Source organism: Pseudomonas eutrophicaquae (assembly GCF_023544715.1).
In the GTDB taxonomy this organism is placed as follows: domain Bacteria; phylum Pseudomonadota; class Gammaproteobacteria; order Pseudomonadales; family Pseudomonadaceae; genus Geopseudomonas.
In genome coordinates, this window is sequence record NZ_JAMJEZ010000035.1 from 1 (window position 1) to 17,515 (window position 17,515).

Sequence of the window (17,515 nt, forward strand, 5' to 3'; positions counted from 1 at the left end):
ACTCGTAGCTCAGCTGGATAGAGTACCCGGCTACGAACCGGGCGGTCGGAGGTTCGAATCCTCCCGAGTGCGCCATACATAAAAAAGCACCCCTTGAGGGTGCTTTTTTATTTCTATCCGCTGCTCAGCTGCCATCTTCCTCGAGGCAAGCTCCCTGGCTGGTTTCCAAGAGCGCCGCCCTGCAGCGCTCCTCGGCTGTATCCAGTTCCAGCTGCATCTGCCGAATATCCAGTAGTTGCTGCTCCAGCTGACGCCGACGTTCAGCGATCAGCTCCAGCATGCTGTTGAGCTGTTTGCGATTGCCCGCCTGCGGATCATATAGCTCGATCAGCGTCTTGCATTCCGCCAGTGAAAACCCGAGGCGCTTGCCACGCAGAATAAGCTTCAAGGTGACGCGATCACGCGGGCTGTAAATGCGCTCCTGGCCGCGGCGCAGGGGTGACAGCATGCCCTGTTCTTCATAGAAGCGGATGGTGCGGGTGGTGACGTCCAGTTCTTGGGCCAGATCGGAAATACTGTAGGTCTGCTTCGCCATAAGGGCTTCCGGTTCGCTTATAACGGCAGATCGGCTCCCCGTTGGGACCGATCCTGCACGGGTCATGATCGTTCGATGGCCAAGGCTACACCTTGGCCACCGCCGATGCACAGGGTTGCCAGCCCCTTGCGGGCATCGCGGCGAAGCATTTCATAGAGCAGCGTCACCAGGATCCGGCAGCCCGAAGCACCAATCGGATGGCCCAGTGCGATGGCGCCGCCGTTGACGTTGACCTTTTCGGCCTCCCAGCCCAGTTCGCGGCCTACCGCCAGTGCCTGAGCCGCGAAGGCTTCATTGGCCTCGATCAGATCCAGCTCCTCCAATGCCCAGCCAGCGCGTGCCAGGCAGCGGCGGCTCGCTTCGACCGGACCGATCCCCATGATCGCAGGATCTACCCCGGCACTGGCTCCGGCAGCGATCCGTGCCAGCACCGGCATGCCCAGTTGCGCCGCTTTGGTCGCGCTCATCAGCAGGACGGCCGCCGCTCCATCGTTGAGGGTCGAAGCATTGCCGGCGGTGACGCTGCCATCTTTCTTGAATGCCGGACGCAGACTGGCCAGGCTGGCCGCCGTCGTCTCACCACGTGGCTGCTCATCCCGATCAAAGACGCGCGGTTCTCCCTTGCGCTGCGGGATCAGCACCGGCGTGATTTCATCCAGAAAGCGCCCCTCTGCTTGGGCGGCCGCAGCTTTTTGCTGGGAGGCCGCTGCGAAGGCATCCTGCTCCTCGCGGGAGAGACCGTACTGTGCCACCAGATTCTCGGCGGTGATGCCCATGTGATAGCCATTGAAGGCATCCCACAGGCCGTCCTCGATCATGCTGTCCTGTAGCTGGGCGTGGCCCATGCGCAGCCCGGTGCGTGCCTTGGGCAGCACATAGGGAGCGAGGCTCATGTTTTCCATGCCGCCAGCGATCACCACCTCGGCTTCACCGCAGCGAATCGCCTGCGCCGCCAATTGCACGGCCTTGAGGCCCGAGCCACAGACCTTGTTGATAGTCATGGCCGGGACCGTGTGTGGCAGGCCGGCGCTGATCGCCGCCTGGCGTGCCGGGTTCTGGCCGGCACCGGCGGTCAGTACCTGGCCAAGAATCACCTCATCCACGCTTGCAGGCTCCAGAGCGGTCTGTGCCAGCAGGGTGCGGATCACGGTTGCACCCAGCTCGACGGCCGGTACTTCGGCCAGTGCGCCCTGAAAGGCACCGATGGCTGTGCGGGTTGCAGCAACAATCACAACGTCTTGCATGATGGTGAACTCCATGAGGCGCCGGCACCGCATGGCGCGGTGCCGGCGCTGGGAAGAAAAAAGCGTGGCGGTGCCACGCAAAGGGGCAGGGGGATGGCTTGCCGCCTGCCCGGAGCCATACCGTTTCAGCGGTGGATGGTGCAGCCGGTTGCCGCCTGCATGTCCTCGAAGCTCACCCCATCAGCCAGCTCGACCAGCGTGAGGCCCTGTTCCGTGACATCCAGCACACCCAGGTCGGTGATGATCCGATCGACCACCCCAACACCGGTCAACGGCAGATCACAGCGCTCCAGGATCTTGTGCGCGCCGCCCTTGGCGGTGTGCTCCATCAGCACCACCACGCGCTTGACGCCGGCCACCAGATCCATCGCTCCGCCCATGCCCTTGACCATCTTGCCGGGGATCATCCAGTTGGCCAGATCACCCTGAGCGGAGACCTGCATGGCACCGAGGATCGACAGATTGATATGCCCGCCGCGGATCATCGCAAAGCTCGTCGCACTGTCGAAAAAGCAGCTGCCGGGCAGGGTGGTGATGGTCTGCTTGCCAGCGTTGATCAGGTCAGGGTCAACCTCGTCCTCGCTCGGGAACGGACCGATACCGAGCAGGCCATTCTCACTCTGCAGCCAGACGTCCATCCCGGCGGGAATGTAGTTGGCCACCAGGGTCGGCAGGCCGATACCGAGGTTGACGTAGAAGCCATCCTGTAATTCTGCGGCGGCGCGCTGCGCCATCTGTTCGCGGGTCCAGGCCATGTTCAGGCGCTCCGTACGGTACGTTGTTCGATGCGTTTCTCGGGCGTGGCATTGACCACGATGCGCTGCACATAGATGCCCGGCAGATGGATTTGGTCAGCATCCAGTGCACCGGTTTCGACCAGTTCCTCGACCTCGACCACGCAGACCTTGCCGGCCATCGCCGCCAGCGGGTTGAAGTTACGCGCGGTCTTGTGGAACAGCAGGTTGCCGGCCTGGTCGGCCTTCCACGCCTTGACCAGCGCCACATCGGCAGTCAGCGCACGCTCCATCACATACCACTCGCCATCAAACTGGCGGGTTTCCTTGCCTTCGGCCACCAGCGTGCCGTAGCCGGTCTTGGTGTAAAAGGCCGGGATGCCGGCACCGCCAGCACGCAGCTTCTCGGCCAGGGTGCCCTGGGGGGTAAATTCCAGCTCCAGCTCACCGGCGAGGTACTGGCGCTCGAACTCCTTGTTCTCGCCGACATAGGAGGAAATCATCTTCTTGATCTGCCGGGTGGCTAGTAGCTGACCGAGGCCGAAGCCATCGACGCCGGCGTTATTGCTGATCGCGGTGAGTTGCTGCTTGCCGCTGTCGCGCAGCGCGGCGATCAGGGCCTCTGGAATGCCGCACAGGCCAAAGCCGCCGACGGCGATGGTCATGCCATCTTCCACCAGCCCATCGAGGGCGGCGTGGGCACTGGGGTAGAGCTTGTTCATCGGAATGCCTCGCTGGTTGTTCGGTTCATGGCGCCGACGGCGCGCAGCGCACCTGGCTTGTGAAAAGGCCGGGTCAGGCGCAGCGCCGGGCGCGTGCCACCCGTGAGCCGTTCTCGCGGCCGAGGAGTGCGCAGATTCGCTCGCCGGCCTGGATCAGGAGCTCCAGATCGACGCCGGTGTGAATGCCCAGGCCATTGAGCAGGTACAGCACATCCTCGCTGGCCACGTTGCCGCTCGCCCCGCGGGCGTAGGGGCAGCCCCCTAGGCCGGCTACCGAGCTGTCGAAGACCTGAATTCCTTCCAGAAGGCTGGCGTAGATGTTCGCCAGTGCCTGGCCGTAGGTGTCATGGAAATGGCCGGCCAGTTTGTCGCGGGGGATGTCGCGACCGACGGCCTCGATCAGTGCGCGGGTCTTGCCGGCGGTGCCGGTACCGATGGTGTCGCCCAGCGACACCTCGTAGCAGCCCATCTCGAACAGCTCGCGCGCCACGGAGGCCACCTGCGCCGGGGCGATTTCGCCCTCATAGGGGCAGCCGAGCACGCAAGACACATAGCCACGCACACGGACCCCCTGCTCGCGGGCCGCCTCCATCACCGGCACGAAGCGCGTCAGGCTTTCGGCAATCGAGCAGTTGATGTTCTTCTGCGAGAAGGCCTCGCTGGCCGCGGCAAACACGGCGACTTCCCTGACGCCAGCCTGCATGGCCGCCTCAAAGCCCTTGAGGTTGGGCGTCAGCGCCGTGTAGGTGACGCCACCAGGTTGCTGGATGGCGGCAAACACCTCGGCGGAGCCGGCCATCTGCGGCACCCATTGCGGCGAGACAAAACTGCCGGCCTCGATATGGGCCAGCCCGGCACGGGTCAGGTCATCGACCAGTCGAACCTTGTCGGCAATGCTGATAGGCTGTTTTTCATTCTGCAGGCCATCGCGCGGGCCGACTTCGACCAGACGCACATGGCTGGGCAGGGCCAGGGAGGTGTTATTCATCGCGCGCTTCTGCCTCTTCCAGTTCCACCAGGGCAGCCCCTTCGCTGACCATCTCGCCTTCGCTGCAGTACAGGGCCTTGACGATGCCCGCCTGCGGGGCGCGAATGCTGTGCTCCATCTTCATCGCCTCCAGCACCACCAGGGCGGTGCCAGCGGCCACGGCTTGTCCGGCCTCGACCAGTACCCGGACGATGCTGCCGTTCATGGGCGCAGTCAGTCCGCCGTGCGCGGTGTGGCTGGCCTCGGCCTCCGCAATCGGGTCGATACGCTGCACACACTGCAATTCCCCGCCCCACTGCAGGTAGAGGCTGTCACCCTGACGCAGCACCCGGTGGCGACGGCGCAGTCCCTGCATCTCGACCCACAGGCTGCCGCCTTCCAGCGTCCAGGCCGGGCCGCGCGTCGGATCGATGTTCAGGTCGCGGCACTCGCTGCCACAGCGCAGGCTGATACGGCTCTGCGCTGTACTGGCGCTGCGCCAGCCCTGACGGGAAGACCAGGGCGAGAAGGGGTCATCCTGCCGCGAGCGTACGGGCTCACTGAGCACAAACGCCTGGGCAGCGAGTTGCCAGAAGTCTTCACCCAGCGCCGCGGGGGGCGGCAGCAGATCCGGCTGATAGCGGGGAATGAAGCCGGTATCCAGTTCGGCCGCGGCAAATGCCGGGTGCGCCAGGACGCGGCGCAGGAAGGCCAGATTGGTCTTCACGCCACCCACCGCCATGTCATCCAGCATCGCCAGCAGACGCTGACGCGCTTCCTCGCGGTTTTCGCCCCAGGCAATCAGCTTGCCGAGCATCGGGTCGTAGAAGGGCGACACCGTATCGCCCTCGGCCACGCCACTGTCGACGCGCCGCCCGGGCCCGGCGGCCGGTTCGCGGTACAGGGTCAGGGTGCCGGTCGCCGGGAGGAAGTCGTGGTCCGGATCTTCAGCGTACAGGCGCACTTCGATGGCGTGCCCGAGCAGCGGAACCTGCTCCTGAGTGATCGGCAGCGGTTCGCCACGGGCAACACGGATCTGCCAGGCAACCAGATCAAGGCCGGTGATCGCCTCGGTGACCGGGTGCTCGACCTGCAGCCGCGTGTTCATCTCCATGAAGAAGAACTCGCCGCGCGCATCGAGCAGGAATTCCACGGTGCCGGCACCCACATAGCCAATGGCCTGCGCAGCCTTGACCGCCGCTTCACCCATGGCACGGCGCAGTTGCGGCGACAAGCCGGGCGCCGGCGCTTCCTCGACCACCTTCTGGTGGCGGCGCTGGATCGAGCAGTCGCGCTCGTTGAGGTACAGGCAGTTGCCGTGCTGGTCGGCAAACACCTGGATTTCCACATGGCGCGGCTTGAGAACGTATTTCTCCACCAGCATGCGCGCATCGCCAAAGGCGGCCTGGGCCTCGCGCTGGGCGGACGCCAGCGCCTCGGCCAGCTCGCTTTCGCGCTCGACCACCTTCATGCCCTTGCCGCCGCCACCGGCGGCGGCCTTGAGCAGCACCGGGTAGCCGATCACCTCGGCGGCGGTGCGGAAGGTTTCAAAGTCCTGGGCTTCACCGTGGTAGCCGGGCACCAGGGGCACGCCAGCGGTTTCCATCAGCGCTTTGGCAGCCGACTTGCTGCCCATCGCCTCGATGGCGCTGGCCGGCGGGCCGAGGAAAATCAGCCCGGCGTCCTCGATGGCGCGGGCGAAACCGGCATTTTCGGAGAGAAAACCATAACCTGGGTGAATGGCCTGGGCGCCACTGGCGCGGGCTGCGGCGATCAGCTGCTCGACACGCAGGTAGCTGTCGGCAGGCTTGGCACCGCCCAGATTGACGGCCAGATCCGCCTCGCGCACGTGGCGTGCCTGGGCGTCGATGGCACTGTGTACCGCGACACTGCGCAGGCCCAGTGCGCGGGCGCTGCGGATGACGCGGCAGGCAATCTCGCCGCGGTTGGCAATCAGCAGGGTTGTAATCATTGTTGTGCTCCCAATCGGGCTGCTGCCGGAATCCTCAGTGGGTCTGCCACTGGGGAGGACGTTTTTCCAGGAAGGCGCTAAGCCCTTCCTGACCTTCGGCACTGATACGAATACGGGCGATCGCCTGTTCGGTGCGGGCCCGTACGGTGTCATCCAGCGGATGCTCGGCCACCTCGCTCAGCAAGACCTTGCTGGCCCGCATGGCCTGTGGGCTGTTGAGCTGCAACTGGCCGATCCAGTGCTCGAGAGCACTCTCCAGCTCGGCGGCGGGGTAGCAGGCATCGATCAGACCCAGCTGGCAGGCGCGCTGGGCATCGAAACGCTCGGCGGTCAGCGCGTAACGGCGCGTGGCCCGGGCACCGATGGCCCGCATCACGAACGGGCTGATCACTGCCGGAAGCAGGCCGATCCGCACCTCCGAGAGGCAGAACAGGGCATCCTCACCGCCGATGGCCATGTCGCAGCAGGCGATCAGCCCCAGGGCACCGCCAAACGCTGCGCCCTGTACCACGGCGAGCGTGGGTTGCGGCAGGTGGTAGAGGCGGTGCATCAGCTCGCCGAGCTGGTGGGCATCAGCGAGGTTGGCGGCGTAGTCAAGGCGGGCGGAGGCCTGCATCCAGGCCAGATCCGCCCCCGCACTGAAGTGCCGACCACGGCCGCGCAGGATCAGAAAACGGATCGAGTCATCAGCGGCAATCTGTTCAAGCTGAGTATTCAGCGCGGCGATCAGCGCGGCATCAAAGGCATTGTTCTTGTCAGCGCGGTTGAGCCAGAGGGTGGCAAAACCGCGCGGGTCGCGTTCCAGTTGCAGGTAGTGAGGGTCATTCATGGCAGTCACTCGGCGAGAACGGCTATCGGCATCCGTGGCAGGGCCACTTACATGCGGAAAACGCCGAAGGTGGTCGGTTCGATCGGTGCATTGAGGGCGGCCGACAGGGCCAGCGCCAGCACTTCACGGGTCTGGGCCGGATCGATCACGCCGTCATCCCAGAGGCGGGCGCTGGAGTAGTAGGGGTGTCCTTGGCGCTCGTACTGGGCGAGGATCGGCTCACGAATCGCTGCCTCCTGCTCGGCATTGAGCGGGGTGCCGCTGCGCTCGGCCTGCTCGCGCTTGACCTGGGTGAGCACCCCGGCAGCCTGGGCGGCGCCCATCACGCCGATCCGTGCATTCGGCCACATCCACAAAAAACGCGGATCGTAGGCGCGTCCGCACATGCCGTAGTTGCCGGCGCCGAAGCTGCCGCCGATCAGCACGGTGAACTTGGGCACCTTGGCGCAGGCCACGGCGGTGACCAGCTTGGCGCCGTGCTTGGCGATGCCGCCGGCCTCGTACTTCTGGCCGACCATGAAGCCTGTGATGTTCTGCAAAAACAGCAGCGGGATGCCGCGCTGACAGGCCAGCTCGATGAAGTGCGCACCTTTTTGCGCCGCCTCGGCGAACAGGATGCCGTTGTTGGCGAGGATGGCGATCGGATAGCCGTGCAGACGGGCAAACCCGCACACCAGGGTAGTGCCGAACAGTGCCTTGAACTCGTCGAACTCGCTGCCGTCGACCAGCCGGGCGATCACCTCGCGCACATCGAACGGCTGCTTGGCGTCGGCCGGAATGATCCCGTACAGCTCATCAGCGGCGTACAGCGGCGCGCGCGGGGCAACGCTTTCCAGCGCGCCCTGCTTGCGCCAGTTGAGGTTGGCCACGCAGCGCCGGGCGATGGCCAGCGCGTGGGCGTCGTTCTCCGCATAGTGGTCGGCCACCCCGGAGGTCTTGCAGTGCACGTCGGCGCCGCCCAGCTCCTCGGCGGTCACCACCTCGCCGGTGGCGGCTTTTACCAGCGGCGGGCCGGCGAGGAAGATGGTCGCCTGGTTGCGCACCATGATGGTTTCATCGGACATCGCCGGGACATAAGCCCCCCCGGCGGTGCAGGAGCCCATCACTACAGCGATCTGCGGGATGCCGGCCGCACTCAGGGTGGCCTGGTTGAAGAAGATCCGCCCGAAATGCTCGCGATCGGGGAAGACCTCGTCCTGGCGCGGCAGGTTGGCGCCGCCGGAGTCGACTAGATAAAGGCACGGCAGGCGGTTCTCGCGAGCGATGGCCTGGGCGCGCAGGTGTTTTTTCACGGTCAGCGGATAGTAGCTGCCGCCTTTTACGGTGGCGTCGTTGCCGATGATCATGCACTCGACGCCTTCGATGCGGCCAATGCCGGCGACCACACCCGCGGCCGGTACGTCCTCACCATAGACCTCGTAGGCAGCCAGTGGTGCGACTTCGAGGAAGGGCGAGCCGGGATCGAGCAGGGCATTGATGCGCTCGCGCACCAGGAGCTTGCCGCGGGCGGTGTGGCGCTGCTGGGCGGCAGGTCCGCCGCCTTGCTGAAGGTGTGTCAGCAAGCTGCGCAGGTCCTCGACCTGGGCGAGCATGGCCGCACGGTTGGCGGCAAACTCCGCCGAGCGGGGATTGATCTGGGTATGCAGGATGGCCATGGGGCTCACTCCATCGGATTCTTTGGCACGGCCTGCTGGCGCGGCCTGGGCCGCGCAGCGGCCTTCGCGGGCTGCGCAGTGCCGGCCCTGATGGGCTGGCAGGGGCGGGCGCTGTTCAGCGAGACTCGTTGAACAGTTCGCGGCCGATCAGCATGCGGCGGATCTCGCTGGTGCCGGCGCCGATTTCATAGAGCTTGGCATCGCGCAGCAGGCGCCCGGTCGGGTACTCGTTGATGTAACCGTTGCCGCCCAGAATCTGGATTGCTTGCAGGGCCATCTGGGTGGCGGCCTCGGCGGTGTAGAGAATCACCCCAGCGGCATCCTTGCGGGTGGTTTCGCCCCGGTCGCAAGCCTGGGCCGCGGCATACAGGTAGGCGCGGCTGGCGCCCAGCTGGGTGTACATGTCGGCCACCTTGCCCTGGATGAACTGAAACTCGCCGATGCTCTGCCCGAACTGCTTGCGGTCATGGATATAAGGCACCACCACATCCATGCAGGCCTGCATGATGCCGACCGGGCCACCGGCCAGCACGACGCGCTCGTAGTCCAGGCCGCTCATCAGCACTTTCACACCGCCATTGAGCTGGCCGAGGATGTTCTCCTCCGGCACCTCGACATCATCGAAGAACAGCTCGCAGGTGTTGGAGCCGCGCATGCCCAGCTTGTCGAACTTGCTGCCACGGCTGAAACCCTTCCAGTCACGCTCGACGATGAAGGCGGTGATGCCGTGGGGGCCCTTGTCCAGGTCGGTCTTGGCGTAGATCACGTAGGTATTGGCATCCGGGCCGTTGGTGATCCAGGTCTTGCTGCCGTTAAGTATGAAGCGATCGCCCTTGCGGTCGGCGCGCAGCTTCATGGAGACCACGTCGGAGCCAGCGTTTGGCTCGCTCATCGCCAGCGCGCCGACATGCTCACCACTGATCAGCTTGGGCAGGTACTTGCGCTTTTGCGCCTCGTTGCCGTTGCGGTTGATCTGGTTGACGCACAGGTTGGAGTGCGCGCCGTAGGACAGGCCGACCGACGCTGAGGCGCGGCTGATCTCCTCGATGGCCACCACATGGGCCAGATAGCCCATGCCGGCGCCGCCGTACTCCTCCGGCACGGTGATGCCCAGAAGGCCCATGTCACCGAACTTTTTCCACATGTCGGCAGGGAACAGGTTGTCGTGATCGATGGCTGCCGCCCGCGGGGCGAGCTCGTTGGCGGCAAAGGCCTGTACCTGCTCGCGGAGCATGTCGATGGTGTCGCCGAGGGCGAAATTGAGGCTGGAGTACGTCATGAAACCACCTTTGTCTGTCTTGTAGTTGTGCGGTTCGCGCGGTAGTACGTCGGGCCGCTTTGCAGGCTGTGGGCCTGTGATCGGCACGGGTGAGCGCCTGTCCCTGCGCCGTTTTATCCGGAATCGCCGGCGTGGCGTGGAAGGGTTGTCAGTCAGTCACCTTTACGTTAACGTAAACAAACCCGGCAGCGACTGTCAACACCTGATCAGCGCGCTGGCGGGCCTCCTCAAGACGTCGAACACCTCATAACAAACACAAGACCGAGGGATGCCATGACTCTTCCGAGCTACACCTGCGGACCGCAGGAAAAACCCCTGTTGGCCATGACCATCGGTGCGGCCTTTGACCATACCGTGGCCCGTTTTGCCGAGCGTGAGGCACTGGTGGTGCGCCACCAGGATATCCGCCATACCTGGCGCAGCCTGGGCGAGGCGGTCGATCACTGCGCTCGCGCGCTGCTGGCCTTGGGCCTTGAGCCGGGTGATCGCCTGGGTATCTGGGCGCCGAACCGGGCTGAGTGGTGCATCACCCAGTTCGCCACGGCCAAGATCGGCGTGGTACTGGTCAACATCAATCCGGCCTATCGCCTCAACGAGCTGGAATACGCCCTCAAGCAGTCCGGCTGTCGCTGGCTGATCTGCGCTGATGCCTTCAAGACATCCGACTACCACGCGATGCTCGCCGAACTGCTGCCGGAGCTGGCCACCTGCGCGCTGGGCGATCTGCACAGCCATATGCTGCCGGAGCTGCGCGGGGTGATCAGTCTGGGTGCGCAGCCGGCCGATGGCATGCTGGGCTGGCAGGCACTGCAGGCCATGGCCGAACAGGTCGGGCCCGAGCAACTGCGCGAAACCGGCGAGCGGCTGCAGTTCGATGAGCCGATCAACATTCAGTACACCTCCGGCACCACCGGTTTCCCCAAAGGGGCCACCCTCAGCCACTACAACATCCTTAATAACGGCTACATGGTCGGCGAGAGCCTCGGCCTGACCGAGCATGATCGCCTGGTCATTCCGGTGCCGCTGTACCACTGCTTTGGCATGGTGATGGGCAACCTCGGCTGCCTGACCCACGGCAGCACCATGATCTATCCCTGCCCGGCCTTTGAGCCGCAGGCCACGCTGCAGGCGGTGGCCGAGGAGCGCGCCACGGCGCTGTACGGCGTGCCGACCATGTTCATTGCCATGCTCGATCACCCCGGCCGTGCCGAGATGGATCTGTCCAGCCTGCGCACCGGGATCATGGCCGGTGCCACCTGCCCGATCGAGGTGATGAAGCGGGTCATCAATGAGATGCACATGAGCGAGGTGCAGATTGCCTACGGAATGACCGAGACCAGCCCGGTATCGACCCAGACCGGCCCGAGTGATGATCTCGAGCGCCGTGTCACCAGCGTCGGGCGCACCCAGCCACACCTGGAGAGCAAGATCGTCGATGAGCAGGGCCGTATCGTGGCGCGTGGGCAGATCGGTGAGCTGTGCACCCGCGGCTACAGCGTGATGCTCGGTTACTGGGGCAATCCGGATGCGACCCGCGAGGCCATCGACGGTGCCCGCTGGATGCACACCGGCGATCTGGCGGTCATGGATGACGAGGGTTACATCCGCATTGTCGGGCGCAACAAGGACATGATCATCCGCGGCGGCGAGAACGTTTATCCGCGTGAGATCGAGGAGTTTCTCTTTACCCACACCGCGGTGGCCGATGTACAGGTGATCGGGGTGCCGGATCACAAGTTCGGCGAAGAGATCGTGGCCTGGGTCAAGCTGCATCCGGGGCAGGCGGTCGAGGCCGAGGTGCTGCGCGAGTACTGCAAGGGGCGGATTGCCCACTTCAAGATTCCGCGCCACATCAAGTTCGTCGAGGACTTCCCGATGACCATCAGCGGCAAGGTGCAGAAGTTCCGCATGCGCGAAATCAGCGTGGTGGAGCTGGGGCTGAACCAGGCGGCCCAGGACTGAGGAGGGGAGCACGCATGCATCATGTCATCAGCCGTTTTCCCCTGCCCGAATCGCTCGATAGCCTGCCGGAGGATTTGCGCACGCGCATACTGGCGGTGCAGGAAAAAGCCGGATTCGTGCCTAATGTCTTTTTGATGCTCGCCCACCGCCCTGAGGAGTTTCGCGCCTTCTTCGCCTGGCACGATGCCCTGATGGAGCGTGAGTCGGACACCCTGACGCTGGTCGAGAAGGAAATGATTGTGGTCACCACCAGCGCCCGGCATGGCTGCCTGTACTGCGTGGTGGCCCACGGCGCGGTGCTGCGGATCTACAGCAAAGATCCGCAGCTGGCTGACCAGCTGGCCATCAACCACCGTACCGCCTGCATCAGTGAGCGGCAGCGCGTCATGCTGGATTTTGCCCTGCACCTGAGCTTTGAACAGGGCGTGCTGGATGACGCCTGGCAGGCGCGGCTTGAGGCCGTCGGCTTCACCCGGGATGACATCTGGGACATTGGCGCGGTGACGGCGTTTTTCAGCCTCTCCAACCGTCTGGTGTCGCTGGCGGGCACGCCACCCAATCCCGAGTTCTATCTGATGGGGCGGGTGCCGCGGGCGCCGCGCCCTGCTGAGATCGCCGAGGGGTAATGGTGCTTGCCGTAAACGTAAACTTGCTGTTAACGTTTGCGTAAAGGTCACTGCGACCTGCACCTTGCACGAATAAAAACAATCACGGCAAGAGGTCACCCCATGGCACACGACTATGTGCTGGAAACCCGCGGCCTGACCAAGGAGTTTCGCGGTTTCACCGCCGTAGACTCGGTCGATCTGCGCATCCAGCAGGGCCATATCCATGCCCTGATCGGCCCGAACGGGGCCGGCAAGACCACCGTCTTCAACCTGCTTACCAAGTTCCTCACCCCGACCCGCGGGGAGATTCTCTACTACGGTCAGCCGATCACCGGCATGAAGCCCAACGGCATTGCGCGTCTGGGGCTGGTGCGCTCTTTCCAGATCTCTGCAGTGTTTGCCCACATGAGCGTGCGCGACAACGTGCGCGTGGCCTTGCAGCAGCGCGAGGGCAACTCCTTTCACTTCTGGAAGTCAGCCCGCTGCCTGGATGCCCTGAATGCCCGTGCCGAGCAGCTGCTCGGTGAGGTCGATCTGCTGGGCTTTGCCGACACCCTGACTGTCGAGCTGCCCTATGGCCGCAAGCGGGCTTTGGAGCTGGCGACCACCCTGGCGCTGGAACCTAAGGTGCTGCTGCTGGATGAGCCCACCCAGGGCATGGGCCATGAGGATGTCGACATGGTGGTCGATCTGGTGCGCCGTGCCGCGGCCGGACGCACCGTGGTGATGGTCGAACACAACCTCAGCGTGGTCAGCCGGCTGTGCGATCGCATCACCGTGCTGGCGCGCGGCTCGATCCTCGCCGAGGGCGATTACGCCGCGGTGTCTGCCAATCCGCAGGTGCGCGAGGCCTATCTGGGCAGTGCGGCCAACGCCGAGGAGAGTCACTGATGAGTCCAGAATTCGAGCAGCTGCGCATCAGCGATCTGCATGCCTTCTATGGCGAGTCGCACATCCTGCATGGCATCGACATGCGGGTGCGGCGTGGTGAGCTGGTCACCCTGCTGGGGCGCAACGGTGCCGGGCGCACCACCACCTTGCGGGCGATCATGAATCTGGTCGGGCGGCGTACCGGCTCGATCATGATCAACGGCACCGAAACCATCGCCAGTGCCGCCCACCTGATCCCGCGCCTTGGGGTCGGCTATTGCCCGGAGGAGCGGGGCATCTTTGCCAGCCTCAACGTCGAGGAGAACCTGCTGCTGCCGCCCACCGTGCGCAGTGGTGGCATGGACCTTGACGAGATCTACGCGATGTTCCCCAACCTGTATGAGCGGCGCTTCAGTCAGGGGACCCGACTCTCCGGGGGGGAGCAGCAGATGCTGGCCATGGCGCGGATCCTGCGCACCGGAGCCAACCTGCTGCTGCTGGACGAGATTACCGAGGGGCTGGCGCCGGTCATCGTGCAAAAGCTCGGTGAGGTGCTGATCAAGCTCAAGGAGAAGGGCCTGACTATCGTGCTGGTCGAGCAGAATTTCCGCTTTGCCGCCCCGCTGGCCGATCGGCACTACCTGATGGACCACGGGCAGATCATCGAGGAAATCAGCGCCGCTGAACTGCCTGCCAAGAAGGAGATGCTCAACGCCCGTCTGGGCGTCTGAGTCCCTGCAGTACCCGCATCCGGCCAGAACAGGATGCGGCCCCGTAAAACAAGAACAACACGTACAGTGGGTGAAAACATGAAGATGTTCCAGAAGACTGCAATCGCCATGCTGGCCAGCGCGGCCATCACCGGCACCGCTCAGGCACAGATCAGCAACGACGAGATTCGTATCGGCTATCTGGCTGATATGTCCGGCACCTATCGCGACCTGTCCGGCCCCGGTGGTCTGGAGGCGCTGAAAATGGCCATCGAAGACTTTGGTGGCAGCGTCGATGGCAAGAAGATCGTGGTGTTCAGCGCGGACGATCTGAATAAGCCGGACGTCGGCGCCAACACCGTGCGCCAGTGGGTCGATCAGCGCAACGTCGATGTGGTGACCGGCATGGTGGCTACCTCGGTGGTGCTGGCAGCCAGCAAGGTGATCGAGCAGGCTGACAAGCTGGCGCTGATCAGCGGGGCGGCTTCCTCGAGCATCACGGACGAGTTCTGCTCGCCCAATCACATCCACTGGACCTACGACACCTATGCCCTGTCCAATGGCACCGCGCGCGCGGTGATGGAGCAGGGCGGCAAGAGCTGGTACCTGCTGACCGCCGACTATGCGTTCGGTCATTCGCTGTCCAAGGATATCCGCAAGGTGGTCGAGTCCGGCGGCGGCAAGGTTGTGGGCGAGGTGCGGCATCCATTCCCGAGCAGCGATTTCTCCTCCTATGTCCTGCAGGCGCAGGGCTCAGGGGCGCAGGTGGTCGGTCTGGCCAATGCCGGCTCCGACACGGTCAACGCCCTGAAGACTGCCAGCCAGTTCGGTGTGACCCAAAGCGGGCAGAAGCTCGCCGGCATGGTGGTGTTCCTCAATGACGTGCATGCCATGGGGCTGGACGTGACCCAGGGCCTGATGCTGACCACCGGCTGGTACTGGGACATGAACGATGAAACCCGTGCCTGGGCGCAGCGCTACTTCGAGCGGGTCGGCCGCATGCCCAGCATGACCCATGCCGGGGTGTATTCGGCGACGCTGCATTACCTCAACGCGGTCAAGGCCACCGGCAGCGATGATGCCAAGACCGTGCGGGCAAAGATGGCTGAAACCCCGGTCAACGACATGTTCGCCAAGGGCGGCAAGATCCGTGAGGACGGTCGCATGGTGCATGACATGTACCTGGCCCAGGTGAAGGCCCCGGCTGAATCCAAGGGGCCGTGGGATCTGTACAAGATCCTCAGCACCATTCCGGGCGATCAGGCGTTCCGGCCGCTGTCTGAAAGCCAGTGCAAGCTGGTCAACAAGGTCGCGCAGAACTGATCGACCGCCAGCCCCTGCACGGGCTGCAGGGGTGAGCCATCCACCCGGTCGCACTGGCCGGGTGTCGCGGACTTCCTGTGGGTGGTGACTCATGACACTTGTATTCGGTATTCCCCTGAGCGTCTTGCTCGGTCAGCTGCTGCTCGGCCTGATCAACGGCGCCTTCTATGCCCTGCTGAGCCTTGGTCTGGCGATCATCTTCGGCTTGCTGCGCATCATCAACTTTGCCCACGGCGCGCTGTACATGCTCGGCGCCTTTGCCGCGCTGCTCGGCCTCAATTACCTGGGCGTCAATTACTGGATGGCGCTGCTGCTCTCGCCACTGCTGGTCGGCGCTATCGGCATGGCCATCGAGCGCAACCTGCTGCGCCGGATTGCCGGCGAGGATCACCTTTACGGGCTGCTGCTGACCTTTGGTCTGGCGCTGATCCTTGAGGGCAGTTTCGTCAAGCTGTTCGGTGTCTCCGGCGCCTCTTACCCGACGCCTGAGCTGCTGCAGGGCGGCATCAATCTCGGCTTCATGTTCCTGCCGACCTACCGGGCCTGGGTGATTGTCGCGGCGGTGGTGCTGTGCTTGTTCACCTGGTACATGATCGAGCGCACCCGTCTGGGTTCCTACCTGCGTGCCGGCACTGAAAATCCCAAGCTGATGCAGGCCTTTGGCATCAACGTGCCGCTGTTGATCACCCTGACCTACGGCTATGGCGTAGCGCTGGCGGCCTTTGCTGGTGTGCTGGCCGCGCCGATCTACCCGGTTACTCCGACCATGGGCGCTAACCTCTTGATCGTGGTGTTTGCCGTGGTGGTGATCGGCGGCATGGGGTCGATCATGGGCGCGATCGTCACAGGTCTGGCCATGGGGGTGATCGAGGGGCTGACCAAGGTGTTCTATCCCCAGGCAGCCAATACCGTGGTGTTCCTAGTCATGGTCATCGTCCTGCTGGTGCGCCCGGCAGGCCTGTTCGGCAAGGAGACCTGATATGTCGATTCTGCACTCAGACAAGGCCGCGGCCGTGATGCCCAATGTGGTGGCCGAGCGTCAGCGGGCGGCGCGTAACCGCAAGATCGGCCTGGCGGCGGGACTCTTGGGCGTGGCGCTGCTGGCCCCGCTGGCGATCTATCCGGTGTTTCTGATGAAGCTGTTGTGCTTCGCCCTGTTCGCCTGTGCCTTCAATCTGCTGCTGGGCTACGCGGGACTGCTGTCGTTTGGCCACGCGGCCTTCCTTGCCAGTGGCGGCTATGTCACGGGTTATCTGCTCAGTCAGTATTCGGGGCTGTCCACCGAGCTTGGCATCCTCGCGGGGACGCTCGCTTCTGGGGTGCTGGGCCTGGGCTTTGGTCTGCTGGCGATCCGCCGTCAGGGCATCTACTTCGCGATGATTACCCTGGCGCTGGCTCAGCTGGTGTTCTTCGTCTATGTCCAGGCGCCGTTCACCGGCGGTGAGAACGGTCTGCAGGGCGTGCCGCGCGGCAAGCTGTTCGGGATGATCGATCTGCAGAGCAACCTGGCCATGTACTACTTCGTGCTGGCGGTGTTCGTGCTGGGCTTTGCGATCATCCAGCGCACCATCCACTCACCCTACGGCCAGGTGCTCAAGGCGATCCGTGACAACGAGCCGCGCGCCATTTCGCTGGGCTACAACGTCGATGCCCACAAGCTGCTGGCCTTCGTCATCTCCGCCACCCTCACAGGTCTGGCGGGCGCGACCAAGACGGTGGTGTTCCAGCTCGCCTCGCTGACCGATGCGCACTGGCACATGTCCGGTGAGGTCATCCTGATGACCCTGCTCGGTGGGGTCGGTACGGTCCTGGGGCCGCTGGTCGGTGCCACAGTGGTGGTGACCCTGCAGAGCTACCTGTCCAACGGTCCACTGGGAGACTGGGTGCATGTGATTCTCGGCATGATCTTCGTGCTGTGTGTGTTGTTGTTCCGTTCCGGCATCGTCGGCTGGGTGCGCAAGCTGATCCAGCGCAACTTCAAGTAAAAGAGGCTCGATTATGAAGGTACTGGTTACGATCAAGCGGGTAGTCGATTACAACGTCAAGGTCCGCGTCAAGGCGGATCAGTCCGGCGTGGATCTGGCCAACGTCAAGATGTCGATGAA

At 64.2% G+C, this 17,515-nt stretch carries 16 protein-coding genes and 1 pseudogene; 8 read left to right on the plus strand and 9 right to left on the minus strand.

What is annotated here, in order from left to right; all coding sequences use genetic code 11:
- Positions 1–124 precede the first annotated feature (124 nt).
- The 9 genes from MXC11_RS11515 to MXC11_RS11555 form a co-directional block, all read right to left on the minus strand.
- The gene (locus tag MXC11_RS11515) at positions 125–535 is read right to left on the minus strand and encodes a MerR family transcriptional regulator (protein ID WP_250010325.1); all 411 of its coding nucleotides are present in this window, start codon (positions 533–535) and stop codon (positions 125–127) included.
- Positions 536–597: 62 nt separating this feature from the next.
- On the minus strand, positions 598–1,779 hold the full coding sequence (locus tag MXC11_RS11520; protein ID WP_250010326.1) for an acetyl-CoA C-acetyltransferase: 1,182 nt from the start codon (positions 1,777–1,779) through the stop codon (positions 598–600).
- Between the two features lie 125 nt (positions 1,780–1,904).
- On the minus strand, positions 1,905–2,534 hold the full coding sequence (locus MXC11_RS11525; protein ID WP_250010327.1) for a CoA transferase subunit B: 630 nt from the start codon (positions 2,532–2,534) through the stop codon (positions 1,905–1,907).
- A 2-nt stretch (positions 2,535–2,536) separates the two neighbouring features.
- Positions 2,537–3,235: a CoA transferase subunit A gene (locus tag MXC11_RS11530; RefSeq protein ID WP_250010328.1), complete on the minus strand. Its 699-nt coding sequence runs from the start codon at positions 3,233–3,235 to the stop codon at positions 2,537–2,539.
- A gap of 73 nt (positions 3,236–3,308) precedes the next feature.
- On the minus strand, positions 3,309–4,208 hold the full coding sequence (locus tag MXC11_RS11535) for a hydroxymethylglutaryl-CoA lyase (protein ID WP_250010340.1): 900 nt from the start codon (positions 4,206–4,208) through the stop codon (positions 3,309–3,311).
- A gap of 7 nt (positions 4,209–4,215) precedes the next feature.
- Positions 4,216–6,174: an acetyl/propionyl/methylcrotonyl-CoA carboxylase subunit alpha gene (locus MXC11_RS11540; protein ID WP_250010329.1), complete on the minus strand. Its 1,959-nt coding sequence runs from the start codon at positions 6,172–6,174 to the stop codon at positions 4,216–4,218.
- 34 nt (positions 6,175–6,208) lie between these two features.
- Positions 6,209–7,003, minus strand: a complete 795-nt coding sequence (locus tag MXC11_RS11545; protein WP_250010330.1) for a gamma-carboxygeranoyl-CoA hydratase — start codon at positions 7,001–7,003, stop codon at positions 6,209–6,211.
- Positions 7,004–7,050: 47 nt separating this feature from the next.
- Positions 7,051–8,658, minus strand: coding sequence for a carboxyl transferase domain-containing protein (locus tag MXC11_RS11550; RefSeq protein WP_250010331.1), 1,608 nt, complete (start codon positions 8,656–8,658; stop codon positions 7,051–7,053).
- Positions 8,659–8,773: 115 nt separating this feature from the next.
- Positions 8,774–9,937 carry an isovaleryl-CoA dehydrogenase gene (locus tag MXC11_RS11555; RefSeq protein WP_250010332.1) on the minus strand — a complete coding sequence of 388 codons (1,164 nt, stop codon included), beginning with the start codon at positions 9,935–9,937 and terminating at the stop codon, positions 8,774–8,776.
- A gap of 273 nt (positions 9,938–10,210) precedes the next feature.
- Between MXC11_RS11555 and MXC11_RS11560 the strand changes: the two genes are divergently transcribed.
- The 8 genes and pseudogenes from MXC11_RS11560 to MXC11_RS11595 form a co-directional block, all read left to right on the plus strand.
- Entirely contained in the window at positions 10,211–11,899 is a 1,689-nt protein-coding gene (locus tag MXC11_RS11560) for an AMP-binding protein (RefSeq protein ID WP_250010333.1), read from the plus strand.
- Positions 11,900–11,913: 14 nt separating this feature from the next.
- Positions 11,914–12,525, plus strand: a complete 612-nt coding sequence (locus MXC11_RS11565) for a peroxidase-related enzyme (protein WP_250010334.1) — start codon at positions 11,914–11,916, stop codon at positions 12,523–12,525.
- A 102-nt stretch (positions 12,526–12,627) separates the two neighbouring features.
- Complete coding sequence (locus tag MXC11_RS11570; RefSeq protein WP_250010335.1) at positions 12,628–13,398, plus strand: ABC transporter ATP-binding protein; 771 nt, start codon at positions 12,628–12,630, stop codon at positions 13,396–13,398.
- Positions 13,398–14,108 (plus strand): ABC transporter ATP-binding protein, encoded by a 711-nt coding sequence (locus tag MXC11_RS11575; RefSeq protein WP_250010336.1) that lies wholly within the window; start codon positions 13,398–13,400, stop codon positions 14,106–14,108. The genes MXC11_RS11570 and MXC11_RS11575 overlap by 1 nt, the downstream gene beginning before the upstream one ends.
- Positions 14,109–14,186: 78 nt before the next feature.
- Entirely contained in the window at positions 14,187–15,410 is a 1,224-nt protein-coding gene (locus MXC11_RS11580; protein WP_250010337.1) for an ABC transporter substrate-binding protein, read from the plus strand.
- A gap of 91 nt (positions 15,411–15,501) precedes the next feature.
- Complete coding sequence (locus MXC11_RS11585; protein WP_250010338.1) at positions 15,502–16,389, plus strand: branched-chain amino acid ABC transporter permease; 888 nt, start codon at positions 15,502–15,504, stop codon at positions 16,387–16,389.
- Between the two features lies 1 nt (position 16,390).
- Positions 16,391–17,395 carry a branched-chain amino acid ABC transporter permease gene (locus MXC11_RS11590; protein WP_250010339.1) on the plus strand — a complete coding sequence of 335 codons (1,005 nt, stop codon included), beginning with the start codon at positions 16,391–16,393 and terminating at the stop codon, positions 17,393–17,395.
- A gap of 13 nt (positions 17,396–17,408) precedes the next feature.
- Positions 17,409–17,515, plus strand: a pseudogene (locus MXC11_RS11595) (electron transfer flavoprotein subunit beta/FixA family protein); the annotation flags it as partial.